Annotated in this window: 14 protein-coding genes; 5 read left to right on the top strand and 9 right to left on the bottom strand. The window is 44.7% G+C overall.

Annotation, left to right across the window (positions count from 1 at the left end):
- Positions 1-84 precede the first annotated feature (84 nt).
- Both ppdK and xerD read right to left on the bottom strand, forming a co-directional pair.
- Complete coding sequence (ppdK, locus tag CLV25_RS07935; protein ID WP_131839106.1) at positions 85-2,823, bottom strand: pyruvate, phosphate dikinase; 2,739 nt, start codon at positions 2,821-2,823, stop codon at positions 85-87.
- 184 nt (positions 2,824-3,007) lie between these two features.
- On the bottom strand, positions 3,008-3,913 hold the full coding sequence (gene xerD, locus CLV25_RS07930) for a site-specific tyrosine recombinase XerD (RefSeq protein ID WP_131839105.1): 906 nt from the start codon (positions 3,911-3,913) through the stop codon (positions 3,008-3,010).
- Positions 3,914-4,146: 233 nt separating this feature from the next.
- Here xerD and pyk point away from each other — a divergent pair, with 233 nt between their 5' ends.
- Positions 4,147-5,568, top strand: a complete 1,422-nt coding sequence (pyk, locus tag CLV25_RS07925) for a pyruvate kinase (RefSeq protein ID WP_131839104.1) — start codon at positions 4,147-4,149, stop codon at positions 5,566-5,568.
- A gap of 41 nt (positions 5,569-5,609) precedes the next feature.
- Here the strand turns inward: pyk and CLV25_RS07920 are convergent, their stop codons facing one another.
- Both CLV25_RS07920 and nth read right to left on the bottom strand, forming a co-directional pair.
- A complete protein-coding gene (locus CLV25_RS07920; protein ID WP_131839103.1) occupies positions 5,610-6,971 on the bottom strand; it encodes a thioredoxin-like domain-containing protein in 1,362 nt (453 codons plus the stop codon).
- 58 nt (positions 6,972-7,029) lie between these two features.
- Positions 7,030-7,674: an endonuclease III gene (gene nth, locus CLV25_RS07915; protein WP_131839102.1), complete on the bottom strand. Its 645-nt coding sequence runs from the start codon at positions 7,672-7,674 to the stop codon at positions 7,030-7,032.
- 303 nt (positions 7,675-7,977) lie between these two features.
- On the opposite strand from nth, the gene plsY reads away from it, so the two are divergent.
- From plsY to CLV25_RS07895, 4 genes are all read left to right on the top strand, one after another.
- Positions 7,978-8,610, top strand: coding sequence for a glycerol-3-phosphate 1-O-acyltransferase PlsY (gene plsY / locus CLV25_RS07910; RefSeq protein ID WP_131839101.1), 633 nt, complete (start codon positions 7,978-7,980; stop codon positions 8,608-8,610).
- A gap of 348 nt (positions 8,611-8,958) precedes the next feature.
- The gene (locus CLV25_RS07905; RefSeq protein WP_131839100.1) at positions 8,959-10,089 is read left to right on the top strand and encodes a 4-phosphoerythronate dehydrogenase; all 1,131 of its coding nucleotides are present in this window, start codon (positions 8,959-8,961) and stop codon (positions 10,087-10,089) included.
- Positions 10,082-11,485 (top strand): RapZ C-terminal domain-containing protein, encoded by a 1,404-nt coding sequence (locus CLV25_RS07900; RefSeq protein WP_131839099.1) that lies wholly within the window; start codon positions 10,082-10,084, stop codon positions 11,483-11,485. Before CLV25_RS07905 ends, CLV25_RS07900 begins: the two co-directional genes overlap by 8 nt.
- A 24-nt stretch (positions 11,486-11,509) precedes the next feature.
- On the top strand, positions 11,510-12,229 hold the full coding sequence (locus tag CLV25_RS07895; RefSeq protein WP_131839098.1) for a nucleotidyltransferase family protein: 720 nt from the start codon (positions 11,510-11,512) through the stop codon (positions 12,227-12,229).
- An 8-nt stretch (positions 12,230-12,237) separates the two neighbouring features.
- On the opposite strand, the gene CLV25_RS07890 is transcribed toward CLV25_RS07895, so the two are convergent.
- The 5 genes from CLV25_RS07890 to CLV25_RS07870 all read right to left on the bottom strand — a co-directional run bounded on the left by CLV25_RS07890 (position 12,238) and on the right by CLV25_RS07870 (position 16,449).
- Positions 12,238-12,588 (bottom strand): hypothetical protein, encoded by a 351-nt coding sequence (locus CLV25_RS07890; RefSeq protein ID WP_131839097.1) that lies wholly within the window; start codon positions 12,586-12,588, stop codon positions 12,238-12,240.
- 118 nt (positions 12,589-12,706) lie between these two features.
- Positions 12,707-13,882, bottom strand: a complete 1,176-nt coding sequence (gene mnmA, locus CLV25_RS07885; RefSeq protein ID WP_131839096.1) for a tRNA 2-thiouridine(34) synthase MnmA — start codon at positions 13,880-13,882, stop codon at positions 12,707-12,709.
- Between the two features lie 54 nt (positions 13,883-13,936).
- Positions 13,937-14,362: a hypothetical protein gene (locus CLV25_RS07880; RefSeq protein ID WP_131839095.1), complete on the bottom strand. Its 426-nt coding sequence runs from the start codon at positions 14,360-14,362 to the stop codon at positions 13,937-13,939.
- Positions 14,363-14,464: 102 nt separating this feature from the next.
- Complete coding sequence (locus CLV25_RS07875) at positions 14,465-15,424, bottom strand: alpha/beta hydrolase (protein WP_131839094.1); 960 nt, start codon at positions 15,422-15,424, stop codon at positions 14,465-14,467.
- A gap of 188 nt (positions 15,425-15,612) precedes the next feature.
- Positions 15,613-16,449: a DUF4249 family protein gene (locus CLV25_RS07870; protein WP_131839093.1), complete on the bottom strand. Its 837-nt coding sequence runs from the start codon at positions 16,447-16,449 to the stop codon at positions 15,613-15,615.
- Between the last annotated feature and the right edge of the window lie 3 nt (positions 16,450-16,452).

Genomic DNA, 16,452 nt, shown 5'->3' with positions numbered 1-16,452 from the left:
TCTCTTTATGTCAGAGTGACAGGTGGTGTAGAACAAAAAAAAGAGCCGCACAAAGGCGGCTCTTTATATTTAAGGAAGTGTCAACTACTTCATTTTGCTTTCCTTGATAGCAGCTTGAGCAGCAGCTAGGCGAGCGATTGGCACACGGTATGGCGAGCAAGAAACGTAGTTAAGTCCTGCGAAGTGGCAGAATTCAACTGATGATGGCTCTCCACCGTGCTCACCGCAGATACCGCACTTAAGGTTTTCGCGAGTGCTACGACCCTTAGCAACAGCACCCTTAACAAGTTGGCCTACGCCGTCTTGGTCGAGTACTTCGAATGGATCAACCTTAAGGATACCTCTCTTAAGATATTCAGGAAGGAACTTACCGATATCGTCGCGAGAGAAACCAAGGGTCATCTGGGTAAGGTCGTTGGTTCCGAATGAGAAGAACTGAGCAACCTTAGCAATCTCGTCAGCGGTTACAGCAGCACGAGGAACCTCGATCATGGTACCAATGGTGTACTCAACTGTATCACCGTACTCTTCGAATACCTTAGCGATGGTGGTTTCGATGATGTCCTTTTGGTACTCAAGCTCCTTAACGTTACCAACAAGAGGAACCATGATTTCTACCTTAGCAGCATCAACGCCCTTCTTCTTAAGGTTAAGAGCAGCCTCGATGATAGCGCGAGCTTGCATCTCGGTGATTTCTGGGTAGGTGTTACCTAGGCGGCAGCCACGGTGTCCAAGCATTGGGTTAACCTCAGCAAGGCTGTGTACTTTTTCGCGTACTTCCTCGAAGGTGATGCCAAGCTCAGCAGCCATTTCGCGCTGTTGCTTTTCTTCGTGAGGAACGAACTCGTGCAATGGTGGGTCAAGTAGACGTACGGTTACGGCAAGACCAGCCATAACTTCGAATAGGCCTTCGAAGTCTTCGCGTTGGATAGGAAGAAGCTTAGCAAGCGCCTTACGACGGCCAGCCTCATCGTTAGCAAGAATCATCTCGCGAACGCTCTTGATGCGGTCGCCTTCGAAGAACATGTGCTCGGTACGGCAAAGGCCAATACCTTGAGCGCCGAACTCGCGTGCCACCTTAGCATCGTGTGGGGTATCAGCGTTGGTTCTAACAAGCATCTTAGCGTACTTGTCGGCAAGCTTCATAATTTCGCCGAAGTCACCGCTAAGCTCTGGCTTTTGGGTAGCAACCTTACCTTCGTAAACTTCACCGGTGGTACCGTTTAGCGAGATAAAGTCTCCTTCGTTGTAAACCTTTCCGTCGATTTCTAGAGTGCGAGCCTTGTAGTCGATCTTAAGGTTGCTAGCACCCGATACGCAGCACTTACCCATACCACGAGCCACAACGGCAGCGTGAGAGGTCATACCACCACGAGCGGTAAGGATACCGTTAGCAACGTTCATACCCTTAAGGTCTTCTGGAGAGGTTTCGATACGAACAAGGATGGTTTCCTTTCCTTGGTTAGCCCAAGCCTCAGCGTCATCAGCAAAGAAAACGATTTGGCCGGTAGCTGCACCTGGAGAAGCTGGAAGACCACGAGAAATCGTCTTTGCGCTCTTGATAGCAGCCTTATCGAATACTGGGTGGAGTAGCTCGTCTAGCTTGTTTGGCTCAACGCGTAGAATGGCTTCTTCTTCGGTGATAAGACCTTCGCGAAGCATGTCCATGGCGATCTTAACCATAGCAGCACCAGTACGCTTTCCAGCACGGGTTTGAAGCATCCAAAGTTTACCATCTTGGATGGTGAACTCCATATCTTGCATATCCTTGAAGTAGGTGTCCATCTTCTTCTGGATATCGAATAGTTCCTTGTAAGCAGCTGGCATAACCTCTTCAAGAGAAGGGAAAGTTGCCTTTCTTTCTGCTTCAGACATGCCCTTACGCTCAGCCCAACGTTGTGAACCGATGATGGTGATTTCTTGTGGGGTACGGATACCTGCAACTACGTCTTCGCCTTGTGCGTTAACTAGGTACTCACCGTTAAATAGGTTTTCGCCAGTGCTTGAGTCGCGAGAGAAACATACACCAGTAGCAGAGGTTTCGCCCATGTTACCGAATACCATCGCTTGAACGTTAACTGCAGTACCCCATTCTTCTGGGATCTTGTTAAGCTGACGGTAAAGGATAGCACGCTCGTTCATCCAGCTGTCGAATACCGAGCAAACGGCACCCCAAAGCTGCTCCCATGGAGATGTTGGGAAATCGTGTCCAGTAACTTCCTTAACGGCTGCCTTAAAGCGCTTTACAAGGTCCTTGAGGTCTTCGGTAGTAAGGTCTGTATCGTTATGAACGCCCTTTTCTTCTTTAAGGGTGTGGATGATAACTTCGAATGGATCTTCTTCTTCCTTAGAAGCTGGCTTCATACCAAGTACTACGTCACCGTACATTTGTACGAAACGACGGTATGAGTCCCAAGCAAATCTTTCGTTGCCGCTCTTCTTAGCAATACCAGCAACCGCCTCGTCGTTCAAGCCTAGGTTCAGAATGGTATCCATCATACCTGGCATAGAAGCGCGAGAACCAGAGCGTACTGAAAGAAGAAGAGGGTCTTCGTTATTACCAAACTTAACGCCCATAATTTCTTCAACGTACTTAACTGCTTTCTCTACTTCTGGCTTAAGAAGTTCTACAACTTGGTCCTTACCTAGCTTGTAGTACTCTGTACATACTTCAGTAGTGATGGTGAATCCGGGAGGAACTGGCATGCCGATGAGGTTCATTTCGGCAAGGTTAGCACCTTTACCGCCAAGAAGCTCACGCATCTTACCATTACCTTCGGCTTGCTTGTTTCCGAAGGTATACACGCGTTTTACTTGTGACATTTTATCGAAATTGTTTTTAGGTTGTTATTTCGCTTTGTGATACAACTCAATAAGGGCTTCAAAGGTATGAAATTTTACAAAATTGCTTTTCTTAAACTGTGTTATAGCTTAAGCAACAGTGCGAATCAGTACTAATTGATTGAATAGTAGCGGTTTGGAGTTTGTTTGGATTTCGGCTAAAGGTTTATGGCGCAACTGCTCGAGGGTGATGCATTAGCAGTACTTCGCGTAAATGCTCTTTTTCGAGATGTGTGTAAATTTCGGTTGTAATAATGGTTTCGTGACCAAGAAGTTCTTGGATTACTTTTAAATCGGCCCCTCTTTCAAAAAGGTGGGATGCGAATGAATGACGAAAGGTGTGAGGGCTTATCTTTTTGTTTAACCCAACTTTTCGGCTTAGATCCTTAATAATGGTAAACACCATAACTCTGGTAAGCTGATTTCCCCGCCGGTTTAGGAAGAGTATATTCTCCGATTTTGGGTTTATGTTTAGCCTACTTCGGTCTACAAGGTACTTTTCTATGTATCCTATTGCTTTTTGGTTGATGGGGACAAGGCGTTCTTTGTCTCCTTTTCCTATTATTCTGATGTACTCTTCCTTAAAGAATAAGTCGCTAAGGCGAAGGTTGATGGCTTCCGATACGCGTAGGCCACAGCTGTATAGCGTTTCGAGTATCGCCCTATTTCGTGATCCTTCAAGCTTGCTAAGGTCTATGGCGTTAATAAGGAGATCTATTTCTTCGACTGAAAGAACATGGGGGAGTTTTCTGTCTAATTTTGGACCTTGAATAAGCTCGGTTGGATCTTCTTCAATTTCATCTTCTAGCATAAGAAACTTGTAGAAGCCTTTAATGCTGCTCAAAACTCTTGCCTGAGAGCGAGCGTTTAGACCATCGTCGTATAGCGACGCTAAAAATTCTTCGAGGTGCTGTTGGCTGACTGCCGTTGGAGGTAGTTTTGGATAGTTCTTTTCCACGAAAGAACTCAGCTTGTTGAAGTCTCTTTCGTAGGCCATTAAAGAATTTTCAGAGAGCGACTTTTCCAACCGTAGGAAATTCAAATAGTCGGTTTTGTAATTGATCCATTCCATCTCCACACCATATTATTCAAAGTTGCGAATATAGCGATCTTGATCGGTTTTTTATAGTACTTGACTTGCTTAAGGTGTTTTTTTGGTTAATGCAAAAACAGGGTGTGCAACTAGGGTGAAAATCGTTCTGTTAAAATGAGTGAAGGCTGGCGTACAACGCTTTAGGGATACTTTTAAAAGACTACCTTTGTGCTAAATAGTAATACAAGCGAACTCAGTAAAACTGCATTATGATGCTAAAGAAAACGAAAATTGTAGCAACCATTTCAGACAGACGGTGTGATATTGAATTTATTCGTCAACTCTACGAAGCTGGAATGGATGTTGTTCGTTTAAATACTGCTCATCAAACTCCGGAAGATTCTACACGAGTAATTGAAAATGTTAGGGCTGTATCCGAAAAAATCGCCATCCTTGTTGACACCAAAGGGCCTGAGGTGCGCACATGCAAGATGAAGGATGAGGAGAATATCGTTGTAAAGCATGGAGATAAGCTTAAGTTTAAGGGGGATAGTAACGGATTATCATTTGGGGATACCGTATACGTTTCGTATAACGATTTTGTGAAGGACATTCCTGTTGGCTCATCCATCCTTGTTGATGATGGAGAACTGGCCTTCTTGGTAATCGATAAAAACGATGAATACCTTTTCTGCGAATCGCAGGATAATGGAACTTTAAAGGGAAAGAAGAGCGTTAATGTGCCAGGAGTACAGGTAAAATTGCCAGCTCTTAGCGATAAAGATATTGATTTTATACATTGGGCTATCGATAACGACATCGATTTTATTGCTCACTCTTTTGTTCGTAACAAGCACGATCTGATGGCTATTCAAAGAATTCTTGACGAGAAGAATAGCAACGTTAAGATCATATCAAAGATCGAGAATCAGGAAGGGGTTGAGAATATTGAAGAGATTCTTAACTATTCTTATGGGATTATGGTTGCTCGTGGCGATTTAGGGGTAGAACTTCCTGCTGAGCAGATTCCGGTGGTTCAGCGTAAGCTGATTCGTGCAGCAATGCAGATGCGCAAGCCGGTTATCATTGCAACGCAGATGCTCCACACTATGATTGATAATCCACGTCCAACGCGTGCAGAGGTGAGCGATATTGCCAATGCAATATATCAGCGTACAGATGCTATCATGCTTAGCGGTGAAACTGCATATGGAAAATATCCGATTGATGCAGTAAAAACAATGAGTCGTGTTGCTGTTGAGATTGAAAAGCACCTTAACCCAGAAGAAGAGATTAGCTACATTCGAGTAAATAATGAGATAACTGCGCAACTTGCACGTTCGGCGGTTAAGGCCTCATTGAGTTTGCCTATTAAAGCAGTGATTATAGATACAAATACAGGTCGTACAGGTAGATATATGGCCGCATTTAGGGGGAAGTTGCCCGTATTTGCAAAATGCTATAAAAAACGCGTTGTGCGCGAGCTTGCCCTTTCTTATGGTGTTTACTCAGAGTATTTCTCTCCTCGCGAAAGTCGAGACGAGTTTATTCGAGATGCAGTAAAGATCGTTAGCGATAAGGGAAAGTTTAATCCAGAAGATTTGATTATTGTTGTAGGCGGAAGCTTCGGAAAAAATAGTGGGGCTTCTTTTATGGAGATTTCGAACGTAAAGAATATGACAGGAGGAGAATAAGTCCTCATCTAACGTTAGCAGCATAAAACAAAAGAGGAAGGCTAATTGCCTTCCTCTTTTGTTTTATGGTTGATGGATTCTACTGCTTTCATGATCTCCTTTATGTCGTTTGGTTTTTCGACAATACGTTTTTCGGAATCGAGGATGAATATGGTAGGAGTTCCTGTGACGTTGTAGCTAGCTGTGATGGGGTCGTTATACGGATTTTGCACGTTCATATTAATCCATGGGTAGCCATTTTTTGCAACGTCAAGCTTCCATGCGGGGCGGTAAGCATCGAGGTTTACCGCAATTACTTCAAAACCGGACGCCCTGAGTTTGGCATAATTCTTTTTAATCTCTGGAAGAAGCTTTTGGCAGTGCGAACATTGCATGGACCAGAAAATCAGTACAACTCCTTGGCTTTTCATCTTCAGGAGTTCTGTTTTTGTAGAGTCGGTTTGAACCGTGAAGTTTGGGGCAATACGTCCAATTGCAGTGTTGGTAATTCTGTCGAACTCGGCATCTAGATTTGGAGGCGCATTTTGGGAGTAGCTTTTCTTGATATAGTCGATGAGGGCATCGTGCGACGATTGCGAAAATGTTTTTACCATTTCGCTTACAAAAAAGGTCTGTACCTCTTTAGATATGCTTGGCTGGTTCATCACCTCGTCAATGGCTCGTTTAAAGTAGCTATCCTGCTCTTGGCGCGATACTCCATCAACGTAAAACAGGTCGAAGTAATCCCAGAGTTTTTCGGCAATACCTGGCGTGTTGGTAATGTTGGGGTTTTCGAAAGGAAAGGTATTCCACCAGTTGGCTATCAGGTACTGTTGTTTTTGTTCGGGAGAAAGGTTCTCGGGGGCTTTGGTTGGTATTTCCGAAAGTATTATTTGCGAGGCCAAAAGGTTGCCTTGGGCGTTGATAAGGTATTGAATAACTTTATTGTAGTTGCTTTCGAGCGCCTTTTTTTCTTTTGCAAGAAGTCTGGTAAACTTATTCTTGACAGGATAGCTGCTAAGAAGTTCGTTAATTGCATTGCTCTTCTTGTTGTAGTTGCTTCTTTCGTGCAAAAATTTATAGTAAACCTTATTTTCTTCCGACTGTATAATCCTCACGCTGTCGGCCAGCCCTTCCAAGGTTGTTGATATTTCAACATTCTCGTGGTTGATGATGAATCGTGCAAACATGTCTTCGCTTAGTACGAAAGAGTATACACCAGGAACGAACTTTGTGGTGTTAAAGCTAAAAACACCTTTGCCGAGTAATATTGAATCGACAGGAACTAGTGTAGATCCTTGATTAAGGTATAGGTAGGCGGATATGGGTGCCTTTTCTTTTAGCCTAATGGTAAGGGTTGTTTTTTGCCCGAATACAGAAGTAAGTGCTAGAAAGAATGCTATTATAAGTGGTAGCTTTTTCATATTCGATTGTTTTGGAACAAGGAGGATAGATGCATCTATGGAAGCTGCTAAAAAGATATTACATTGAACTAGAGTCAAGATAGTAGCTGCATACTGGGGTTAATCCACACTCTTTGCAGTTTGGCTTGCGAGCAAAGCAGGTGTACCTGCCATGGAGTATTAGCCAATGATGCGCGTTAGGGATCTGCTCTTCCTTAAAATGTTTTACAAGTTCTCTTTCTGTATCAAGAGGATTCTTTGCATTTGGGGTTAGCCCTAATCGTTTACTAACCCTGAATACATGCGTATCTACAGCCATTGCAGGTTTGTTGAATATTACTGATGCTATGACATTTGCAGTTTTTCGTCCAACTCCAGGAAGCATTTGCAGCTCGTCAACATCCGAGGGAATTTCTCCGTTGAAACTCTTTAGCAACATTTGAGCCATACCATGTAGATGCTTTGACTTGTTGTTTGGATATGATATTGATCGAATAAGGTCAAATATTTCTTCAATGCTGCCCTCTGCAAGGGTGTCAACCGTTGGAAATCTTTTAAAAAAGTTGGGTGTAACCATGTTTACCCGCTTGTCAGTACATTGTGCCGATAGAACTACGGCAACTAGTAGCTCATAAGGGGTTGTGTATTTCAGCTCTGTTTTTGGGTCTGGCATCTTCTCGCTGAAATACTTAACAATGAACTCGTATTTTTGCTTTTTAGTCATAATCTAGGCTTAATTTGTCAAAAATACGCATTTTTGATTAACAGGTTGGCTTTAAATTTGTGAGATTGTTAATGTGTTGATTTTTATTGCTAACTGCATTTTGGATGAACCAATAGTTGGAGCGTGATTAAATCTCTAACTTATGGTGTTTTACAGATTACAAAGTGGTAGTAAAAGGTAGATTTTGTTAAAAAACATCCTGTAAGTTATTGAGGTTTATTTCTTTATTGTAAAATAGGTTGTAAGCGACTTGTTCAAAAGAAATAAATTACACTTCTTTGCAGGGACAAATTTTTAGAGATTATGGAATTAGCTTTGAATGGAATTCAGCTTTTCATTGCTTACATCATTGGTTCGATTCCTAGCGCTGTTTGGATTGGTAGGAGATTTTATGGGGTAGATGTAAGGGAGCATGGCAGTAAAAATGCAGGTGCAACTAATACGCTTAGGGTTTTAGGTCCAAAAGCTGCGCTACCCGTTTTTACTTTAGACTTTGTGAAGGGATTTGTTGCTGTTATGCTAGTTCATTTCTCTGATTATACTCCAGGAACGAGCCAGTTCGTAAATTTTCAGCTGCTGCTGGGTGCTCTTGCTGTGATTGGGCATATAGCTCCAATTTTTGCAGGATTTCGAGGAGGGAAAGGTGTGGCGACTTTAGCGGGGATTGGGGTTGCTTTAAGCCCAGTTAGCGCATTGCTCTGCATTTTAGTGTTTGCTGTAGTTTTTGTTGCTACACGGTACGTCTCGGTAGGCTCTATGATAGCAGGCGTTTGTTACCCTGCTTTTATTAGCCTATTACAGCCCAATGCACCAATGCCACTGGTTATTTTTGGTAACGTTGTGGCTGTATTGCTCATCTTTACTCACCGTAAGAATATCAAACGCTTGTTTAAAGGGGAGGAGAATAGGATAAGTTTTAAGAAAAAGAAATCGTAGAATTTTTAGAAAGAGATAAGGGGCTGCCAATTAAAAGGTGGCCTTTTTTGTTTTTCGGAAGTTTCTAAACTAAAAACCTTACCAAATGAACCCCTGTATTAGTTCAAATGGCAAGGTTTTTTGACTAATGTAACAATTGAATGCGATTATGAACGGGACAAAAGTATGAGTATGAAAGCAGGTAAAATCTTAAAAAAATAGCAATTAAGAAAAAGATGGTTAATGCAAAGTGTTAAAAGAGAAAGTGTTAAAGACAAAAGAAGTATGTGTTCTTGTTTTAGTTTTCATATTTTTTTCTATGCTGCAAATTGGCCTTTTTATTTCATCTTTGTATAAACTAATGGGGTTATGAAAATTGTTGTAGACGATAAAATCCCTTATCTAGAAGGTGTTCTAGAGCAATACTTTGATGAGGTTGTTTATTCTACAGGTAGCCATTTTACCCGTGAACTGGTAAAGGATGCTGATGCTTTGCTGGTACGGACACGTACAAAATGTGATGCGAAACTTTTAGACGGCAGCAATGTAAGAATGATTGCTACCGCAACAATAGGGCACGATCATATAGATAAGGGATACTGCAAAAAAAATGGTATTAGCTGGGTAAATGCGCCAGGGTGTAACGCTTATGGTGTGGTGCAGTATGTTTTAAGTGCGCTTGCTCATATTTCTAATGTAGGGAACGGAAGTTTAGAGGGTAAAACGTTGGGAATTGTAGGCGTTGGTGAAGTTGGACGGAGAATAGCTGCTGTTGCCTCCCATTTGGGGCTAAAGGTTCTTTTAAACGATCCTCCTCGTGCCAGAGCTGAAAATTCGACCGATTTTGTAGATTTGGGCACTCTTTTGCAGCAATCAGATATAGTTACTCTGCACGTTCCCCTTATTCGTGAAGGTGTTGATAGAACATTCCATCTGGCCGATAAGCATTTTTTTGCTAAGTTCGGCAAGCCAATGGTGTTCATCAATGCATCAAGGGGTGAGGTTGTGGATGGTGGTGCTTTAAAATTGGCTATTGCCAACCAACGGGTATCCTACTCGGTGCTTGATGTTTGGGAGAATGAGCCTTGTATTGATGCTGATCTGCTTCGAATGGTGAGCGTTGCTACACCGCATATAGCAGGTTACTCTCTTGAAGGAAAGTCTAATGGAACGGCTATGGCTGTTAATGAGATCCTTCGCTTTTTTGGATTTGAAACAGATACGAAATGGTTGCCACAGCAGCTGCCTATGCTTGAAAATAGGATTGTGTTTAACGGCGAAAATGGGATAGAGCAGGGAATTAAAGATTGTATTCTTAGCTCCTACAATATAGTTACAGATGATGCAGCCCTTCGTAAAAGCCCTGATCTTTTTGAACATTTGAGAGGAAATTATAGGGTTCGCAGGGAGTTGTCTTACTACGAAATTAGTAATGTTAACGACGAGCAGGTGGCTGCTCGTCTAAAAGGTCTAACCTTCAAGGTTAATTATAATGGATAGCTTATTGCGCGTAGCAGAAAAGTTTTTAGGGGCTAAACCCGAAATTAAGCCACTGGTTGGGGCTGGGTCCAACCGGAAGTATTACCGAATATTTCATGATAATAGCACCTATATTGGAGTCGTTGGAGAAAGCATAGCCGAGAACGAGGCGTTTATTTACCTTGCCGAGCATCTTTTGGGAAAGGGGAAGCGCGTCCCCAAGGTCCTTGCCGTATCGGATGATAGGTTGGCCTACATTCAGACTGATTTGGGGGATATCTCTCTTTACGATTTGCTGATGGACGGAAGTTCTTCGACCGACGAGCTAATGACAAAGGTCGTAGAAGATCTTGTGAAAATAGAGATTGAAGGCGTTAAGGGTATTGATCCAAGCCGATTTTACTCTATTCAGCAAATGGATAAGCGCTCTATACTTTGGGATTTGAACTACTTTAAGTATAGCTTTCTGAAGTGCACTAGCGTTCAGTTCGATGAGCTACTGCTCGAGGATTCGTTCGAGAATATGGCCAACTACCTATGCTCGCTGGATAGCAACTTTTTGCTGTATCGCGATTTCCAATCGCGCAACATGATGGTAAATAACGACAATCCCTACTATATCGATTTTCAGGGAGCCCGTCTTGGTCCGCTAGGCTACGATATCGTTTCGTTTCTTTACCAGGCCAAGGCCAACTTTAGCGATGATGTGCGGAAGAAGTACCTAAACCACTACTACGAAACGCTTCGCAGCTATGGTGTAGATACCGCTCAGGTAGAGGCGAGCATTAATACCTTTATTCTATTCCGAACGCTTCAGGTGCTCGGAACGTATGGCTTTAGGGGATTCTTCGAGAAGAAGGTTCACTTTCTGCAGAGCATTGCCCCTGCGCTTCGAAATCTTCGTGCGGTAATCAGCAAGGAGTATCCGTTTGAGGGTGGCTACCTTATGGAGGTGTGTAAAAGGCTTGCCGATCAGGCATGCAAGTACGAGGTGGAGCTTCCTGCCGATAGGCTAACCATTTCGGTTACCAGCTTCTCCTATAGGAAGGGTATCCCCGATGACTTCTCGGGCAACGGTGGCGGTTTCGTATTCGACTGCCGTGCCATTTATAATCCGGGAAGGGAAGAGGCGCTCCGCCAGCTGACAGGAATGGACGCGCTTGTTATCGAGCATTTGGATGCAAACGATGAGATGCAGGAGTTTCTAGGCGATTCGTTAAACCTGGTTGACAAGGCTGTGGCAAAGTACATCAGCCGGAGCTTTAACCACCTGCTGGTAAGCTTTGGCTGCACGGGTGGGCAGCACCGATCGGTGTATTCGGCCGAGCGCTGTGCCCGCTACATCAAGGAGAAGTTCCCCAGTGTGCGGGTGGTGCTTACCCATCGCGAGCAGAACATTCGCCGATTTCTAGACTAGCAACTTTTAAACGTGTAACCGCTGATGAAAGCAATGATATTCTGTGCCGGTTTGGGAACTCGCCTCAAACCGTTGACCGACGATAAGCCAAAAGCGTTGGTCCCTCTTGCCGGTAAACCGCTCATAGAGCATGTGGTGGAGCGCCTAAAATCGTACGGCTTTACCGATATCATCATTAACGTACACCACTTTGCCGACAAGGTGGAGGAGTTCATTGTCAAGAAGGACTATTTCGGGGTAAACATCACCGTATCGGACGAGCGAAACCTGCTGCTCGATACGGGTGGCGGGCTAAAAAAGGCCGCCCATTTCTTTGGCGATGGGAAGCCTTTTCTAATCCACAACGTCGACATCATCAGCGATATCAACCTTGCCGACCTGTATCGAAGAAACGCGGAAAGCGGCGCGTTGGCCTCGTTGGCGGTGAGCAATCGGCTATCGTCCCGATACTTTCTATTCGACAATACGATGCAGCTGGTTGGCTGGAAGAACCTAAAGACCAACGAGCAAAAGATTGCCCGCGTTGGCGATACCTACCTGCCATTTGCCTTTAACGGCATCCATGTGGTGAATCCCGCAATTTTCGACCTGATGGATGGCTTCGAGGGTAAGTTCTCCATTGTCGACCTGTACCTCCATCTGGCCAAGAGCCACTTTATAGAGGGCATCGACGTCTCCAAAAACCGCATTATCGACGTTGGTAAGCCCGCGGCGCTCCTCGATGCCGAGAAGCTTATCGGGTAGCGAACCTTTTAGGGTAACGGGGCGGCGGGCGGATGATTTTCAGCCGATAACCATTGAAATTTAGTCGATGACCCTGCAATTTGCATCGGTAGCTGAGCAAATTCCACCATCAAATGAGCAAATTCCTCACTTAGCTGTGCAATTCCCTCCTTTATCTGTGCAAATTGCTCCTGAAGCTGAGCAATTTCATCAGATGGTTGAGCAATTTGCTCGTGCAGGTGAGCAAATTGCACCAATGACCACTGAAATTGTACCGACGCCGATGTAGTTTTGGTCGATGCCCATTGAAACTGTATCGGTGTCGATGTAAATTCAGCCGATGCCGGTACAAAAAGTATCGGCAACCCTTCAAATTGCATCGATGGCAATGTAATTTTGATCGATGCCGATACAATTTCAGCCGATGCCCCTGTAAGAAATAGCAACGCCGATATCAGTTCTCCCGATATCGGCGTTTTGTATGGGTAAGCGCCTGCTCTATTCGAAGATCACCCCCGAACCTACGAGCTCCTCGTTGTCGTACCATGCCGCAAATTGTCCGGCGGTGATGCCGCGTTGCGGGGTGTCGAAGATGATGTATAGGCCCTCTTGTGTACGGTATAGCGTTGCGTCCTGCAGCGGCTGGCGGTAGCGGATGCGCACCTTGTAGCGGCGCTCTTCGCCAACGCTCATGGCCAAGTCGGGACGAATGGCGTGAATTTCGGCTTCTTTTATGAAAAGTCCCTTACGGTTAAGCCCTGGATGTTCGTGCCCCTGTCCAACGTAGAGCGTGTTGTTCTCAACGTCGATGGCAATAACGAACAGCGGTAGCGCCTTGCCGCCTACGTTTATCCCCTTTCGCTGACCAATGGTAAAGAAGTGGGCGCCGTTGTGCGTTCCTACCTTTTTCCCATTGTTTGGATGGTAGAAGTAGGGGCGAGCCATCTCCTGAAGCGTTGTTCGTTGGGGGAGCTTGTCGTAAAATGCAGGATCGATTTCGACGGTGATACCGGGCTTTGCGGCTAGCTTTTGCTGAAGGAATACGGGAAGATCGATTTTCCCCACAAAGCACAGCCCTTGTGAGTCCTTCTTTTCGGCGGTAGGAAGATCCTGCTCCGCTGCAATTCTGCGGACTTCTGGCTTTAGCAGGTGCCCGATTGGAAAGAGCGCCTTGGAGAGCTGCTCCTGCGAGAGCTGGCAAAGGAAGTAGCTCTGGTCCTTGTTAGGGTCCGATCCGGCAAGCAGCCGATAGGTTGGTTTTCCATCAACGTCAATGGTATCCTTACGGCAGTAGTGCCCAGTTGCTAGGTAGTCAGCCCCTTGATCGAGTGCTGCCTTTAGGAATGCTTCAAACTTAATCTCGCTGTTGCAGAGTACATCGGGGTTGGGTGTTCGCCCGCGCTCGTACTCCGAGAACATGTAGCTAACCACCCTATCGGTGTAGGTGTCGCTAAGGTCGATAAAGATAAATGGGATATCGAGCTTCTTGGCTACCATCTCGGCAATCATCAGGTCGTCGTTCCAAGGGCAATCGCCTTCGAGCGTACCCGTGGTGTCGTGCCAGTTTTGCATGTACATGCCGATAACCTCGTACCCCTGCTCCTTAAGCAGGTAGGCGGCAACGCTCGAATCGACACCGCCCGATAGTCCAACTACAACTTTTCCTTTACTCATCAATGTATGCTAAACGCGCGCAAAGGTAGCTATTCCTTTTTAATCGCCGTATTTCTAGAAAATAGCGTATAGTACGTTTATTGCGATTACCAGACCGATGAAGAGGATGGATGCTAAAGCTAGGATTCCGGTGTACTGGAATAGCTGGCGTAGCCTTTTGACCCCTGTGGTTGCCAAGTCGTCATCGTTTTTTAGTATTGCCTTCTGGGTGTTGGTGGCAAAGTTGTAGAGCAGAATTCCTGGAATGAGTACCGTAAGGGTGTACACAACAATGTATATTAAAGCGATAAAGAAGCCCCCAAACGGAACCATTGCGGCAAATAGGGAGGTTATGATGCCGCTGAAGATCACAAGGAGTATTACAATAAAGTACATGCAAACGGTGATGATCGATAGCAGCTTTGCCCACTTGGCGGCCAGCCAGAGCTCCCTTAGCGTTCTTCCGCTAAGCTCCATGGTTTCGATGTTCTTTTCTTCCATATGAGAATGTTGTGGTTTGTGGTTTGAAACTATAAAGAAGGTCACAATATATACCTTCTTTTTTGATGCTACAACCCTTGTGAGCCTTGATGGTTTGCCGTTTTACCGCTTAATCTTAACGATGGTTTTTAGGAATGAATCGTAGGTATTCCAGTAGAGTGTTGGGGAATCTACTGCTTCGGCATGGTTTACTTTTGGAACGAGTAGCAGCATCTTGGGAGCGTGAACAGCCTTGTATAATTCCTCGCTCATTTGGGTAGGAACGTAGCTGTCGGCTTTGCTATGCACAAAGAGAACGGGAACGCTAATGTAACGAGCAGCCTTTACTGGTGATACATTGTAGATGTTGAAGCCGTTGAAAGGATGATCCAGTATTTTTAGCGACGTGCTTAGTGCAACGTTGGGGAGGTAGTAGTGCTGGTTTATTTTGTAGGCAAGCTGCTTTGCCAAATCGGAGTAGGAGCATTCGAATACGTAGAAGGCCACCTTTCTATAGGTCTCCTTCTCGGGATTAATCTCTCCTGCATGAAGAATGGCCGTTGCAGCCCCTGTTGATACGCCTTCAACGCCAATGATACCGTTAGGGAATATGGTGGCAACGGTATCGATCCATTGATCAAGATCGTGCTTTTCTAGAAAACCGTAGGAGGGAACCGTACCTTCGCTTTTGCCGTGTGCGCGTTGGTCGAAGGTGAGCACGTTAAAGCCACGCGCGAGCAGCGAGTCAATTTTACCCCCTTTTAGAACATCCCAACGCGAGCCTGTAATCATATGGCTATAGATGATGGTTTTTGCTGATGGGGTTGGGTTGTATATTAGGGTTCCGGATAGCAGGCAGCCATCTTCCTTTGATGGAATTGTTAGTTCAATCCTTTTGAGTTTGCTGAATCGAGCCACATTAAAGCATTTGGTGCTAGCCAAATCCTCGTAGCTGCTACCCGACTTTGGGGGTTGGTAGCTTATAATGGCATTTTTCATTACTATTAGGCCTACGCCAAACCATATAGCAGCAATTGTTGCTGTTATAATGAGCGCGATGATGATAGTTTTTCGAAGCCTCATTGATGGGGACTTTTGTAGATAGTAACAACTTTTTCAGCTAAAAGGTTTTAAATGTAGATGTAAATATTATGGGTATTAGGCGTAAGTGCAGCATTAAAAAAGCAATGAGGTGCATCGCTGCGCCTCATTGCCTTAAAGTAAACATCCGTATTTGCGTAACTGAGAAAGAATTTGGGATTAAATGGATGTTAAGGTGTTACGTTCAGCTTTAGCGTATCTGCATTAATGGCGGTGAAAATTCCAAAGCCATTTGTGATGTTTCCCGGAGGGGTTGTAATGTTTTGCGAGCTGTTTCCGGTATCCTGATACAGATCGACATACTCTTGGTTTATTGCAAAAAGAATTACGTTGTGCATCCCGTAGTAGTAGAACGATTGCCCCATAAAGCTATGCGAGCTTCCTTGTGTTGGCGAGATTCGGAATACAGGTAGCGCCTCATATTCTGTTGTATCGTTTATTGGCGTTGCATTTGGCGTTATTGACTCTACTACAATTAGGAAATAGCTACTGTTGGTATTAGTCCAAGAGTATTCGGCACGCGACATAGATGGGGGGCCAGATGTTGTGGAGCCGAAAGGTTGAACCGAAATTGAAGATGTTCCTTGAAAACCGGAAGGCTTAGCAGGTACTGTTGTAGTTCCCGATAGTTCCTTGCCGTTGTAGGTAAACTTTAAGGTGTAGGTTTCGCCAACCTGTGGTAGCAGCTTATCCGATTGGTATATGCCATTGCTGGTGTAAAGCAATGGGTAGGCGTTGTTCTTTGAGTCGTATATAACCACATCGAGGTTCTCGATAGGATGGGTGATGGTATCGGTAGCACCATACAGCAGCTGTTTGGTGATGCTTATCGAAACGGGCTTACCGGCAAATAGGTAACCTTTAACAACTGCCTTGTTGGGATCCGATAGCTGCACGTCCATCTTTTGGCACGATGCCATCGAAAGCGCAGCTATGGCAAGGGCGCCTACTAGTAAGGTGTAAAGGATGCCCGAGAACAACTTTGTATTGCTTATAGATATCTTCATCGT

Origin of the sequence: Acetobacteroides hydrogenigenes (assembly GCF_004340205.1) — a bacterium.
In the GTDB taxonomy this organism is placed as follows: domain Bacteria; phylum Bacteroidota; class Bacteroidia; order Bacteroidales; family ZOR0009; genus Acetobacteroides; species Acetobacteroides hydrogenigenes.
The sequence above is the reverse complement of the archived record's forward strand: the minus strand, read 5'-3'. Positions and strand labels throughout refer to the sequence as shown.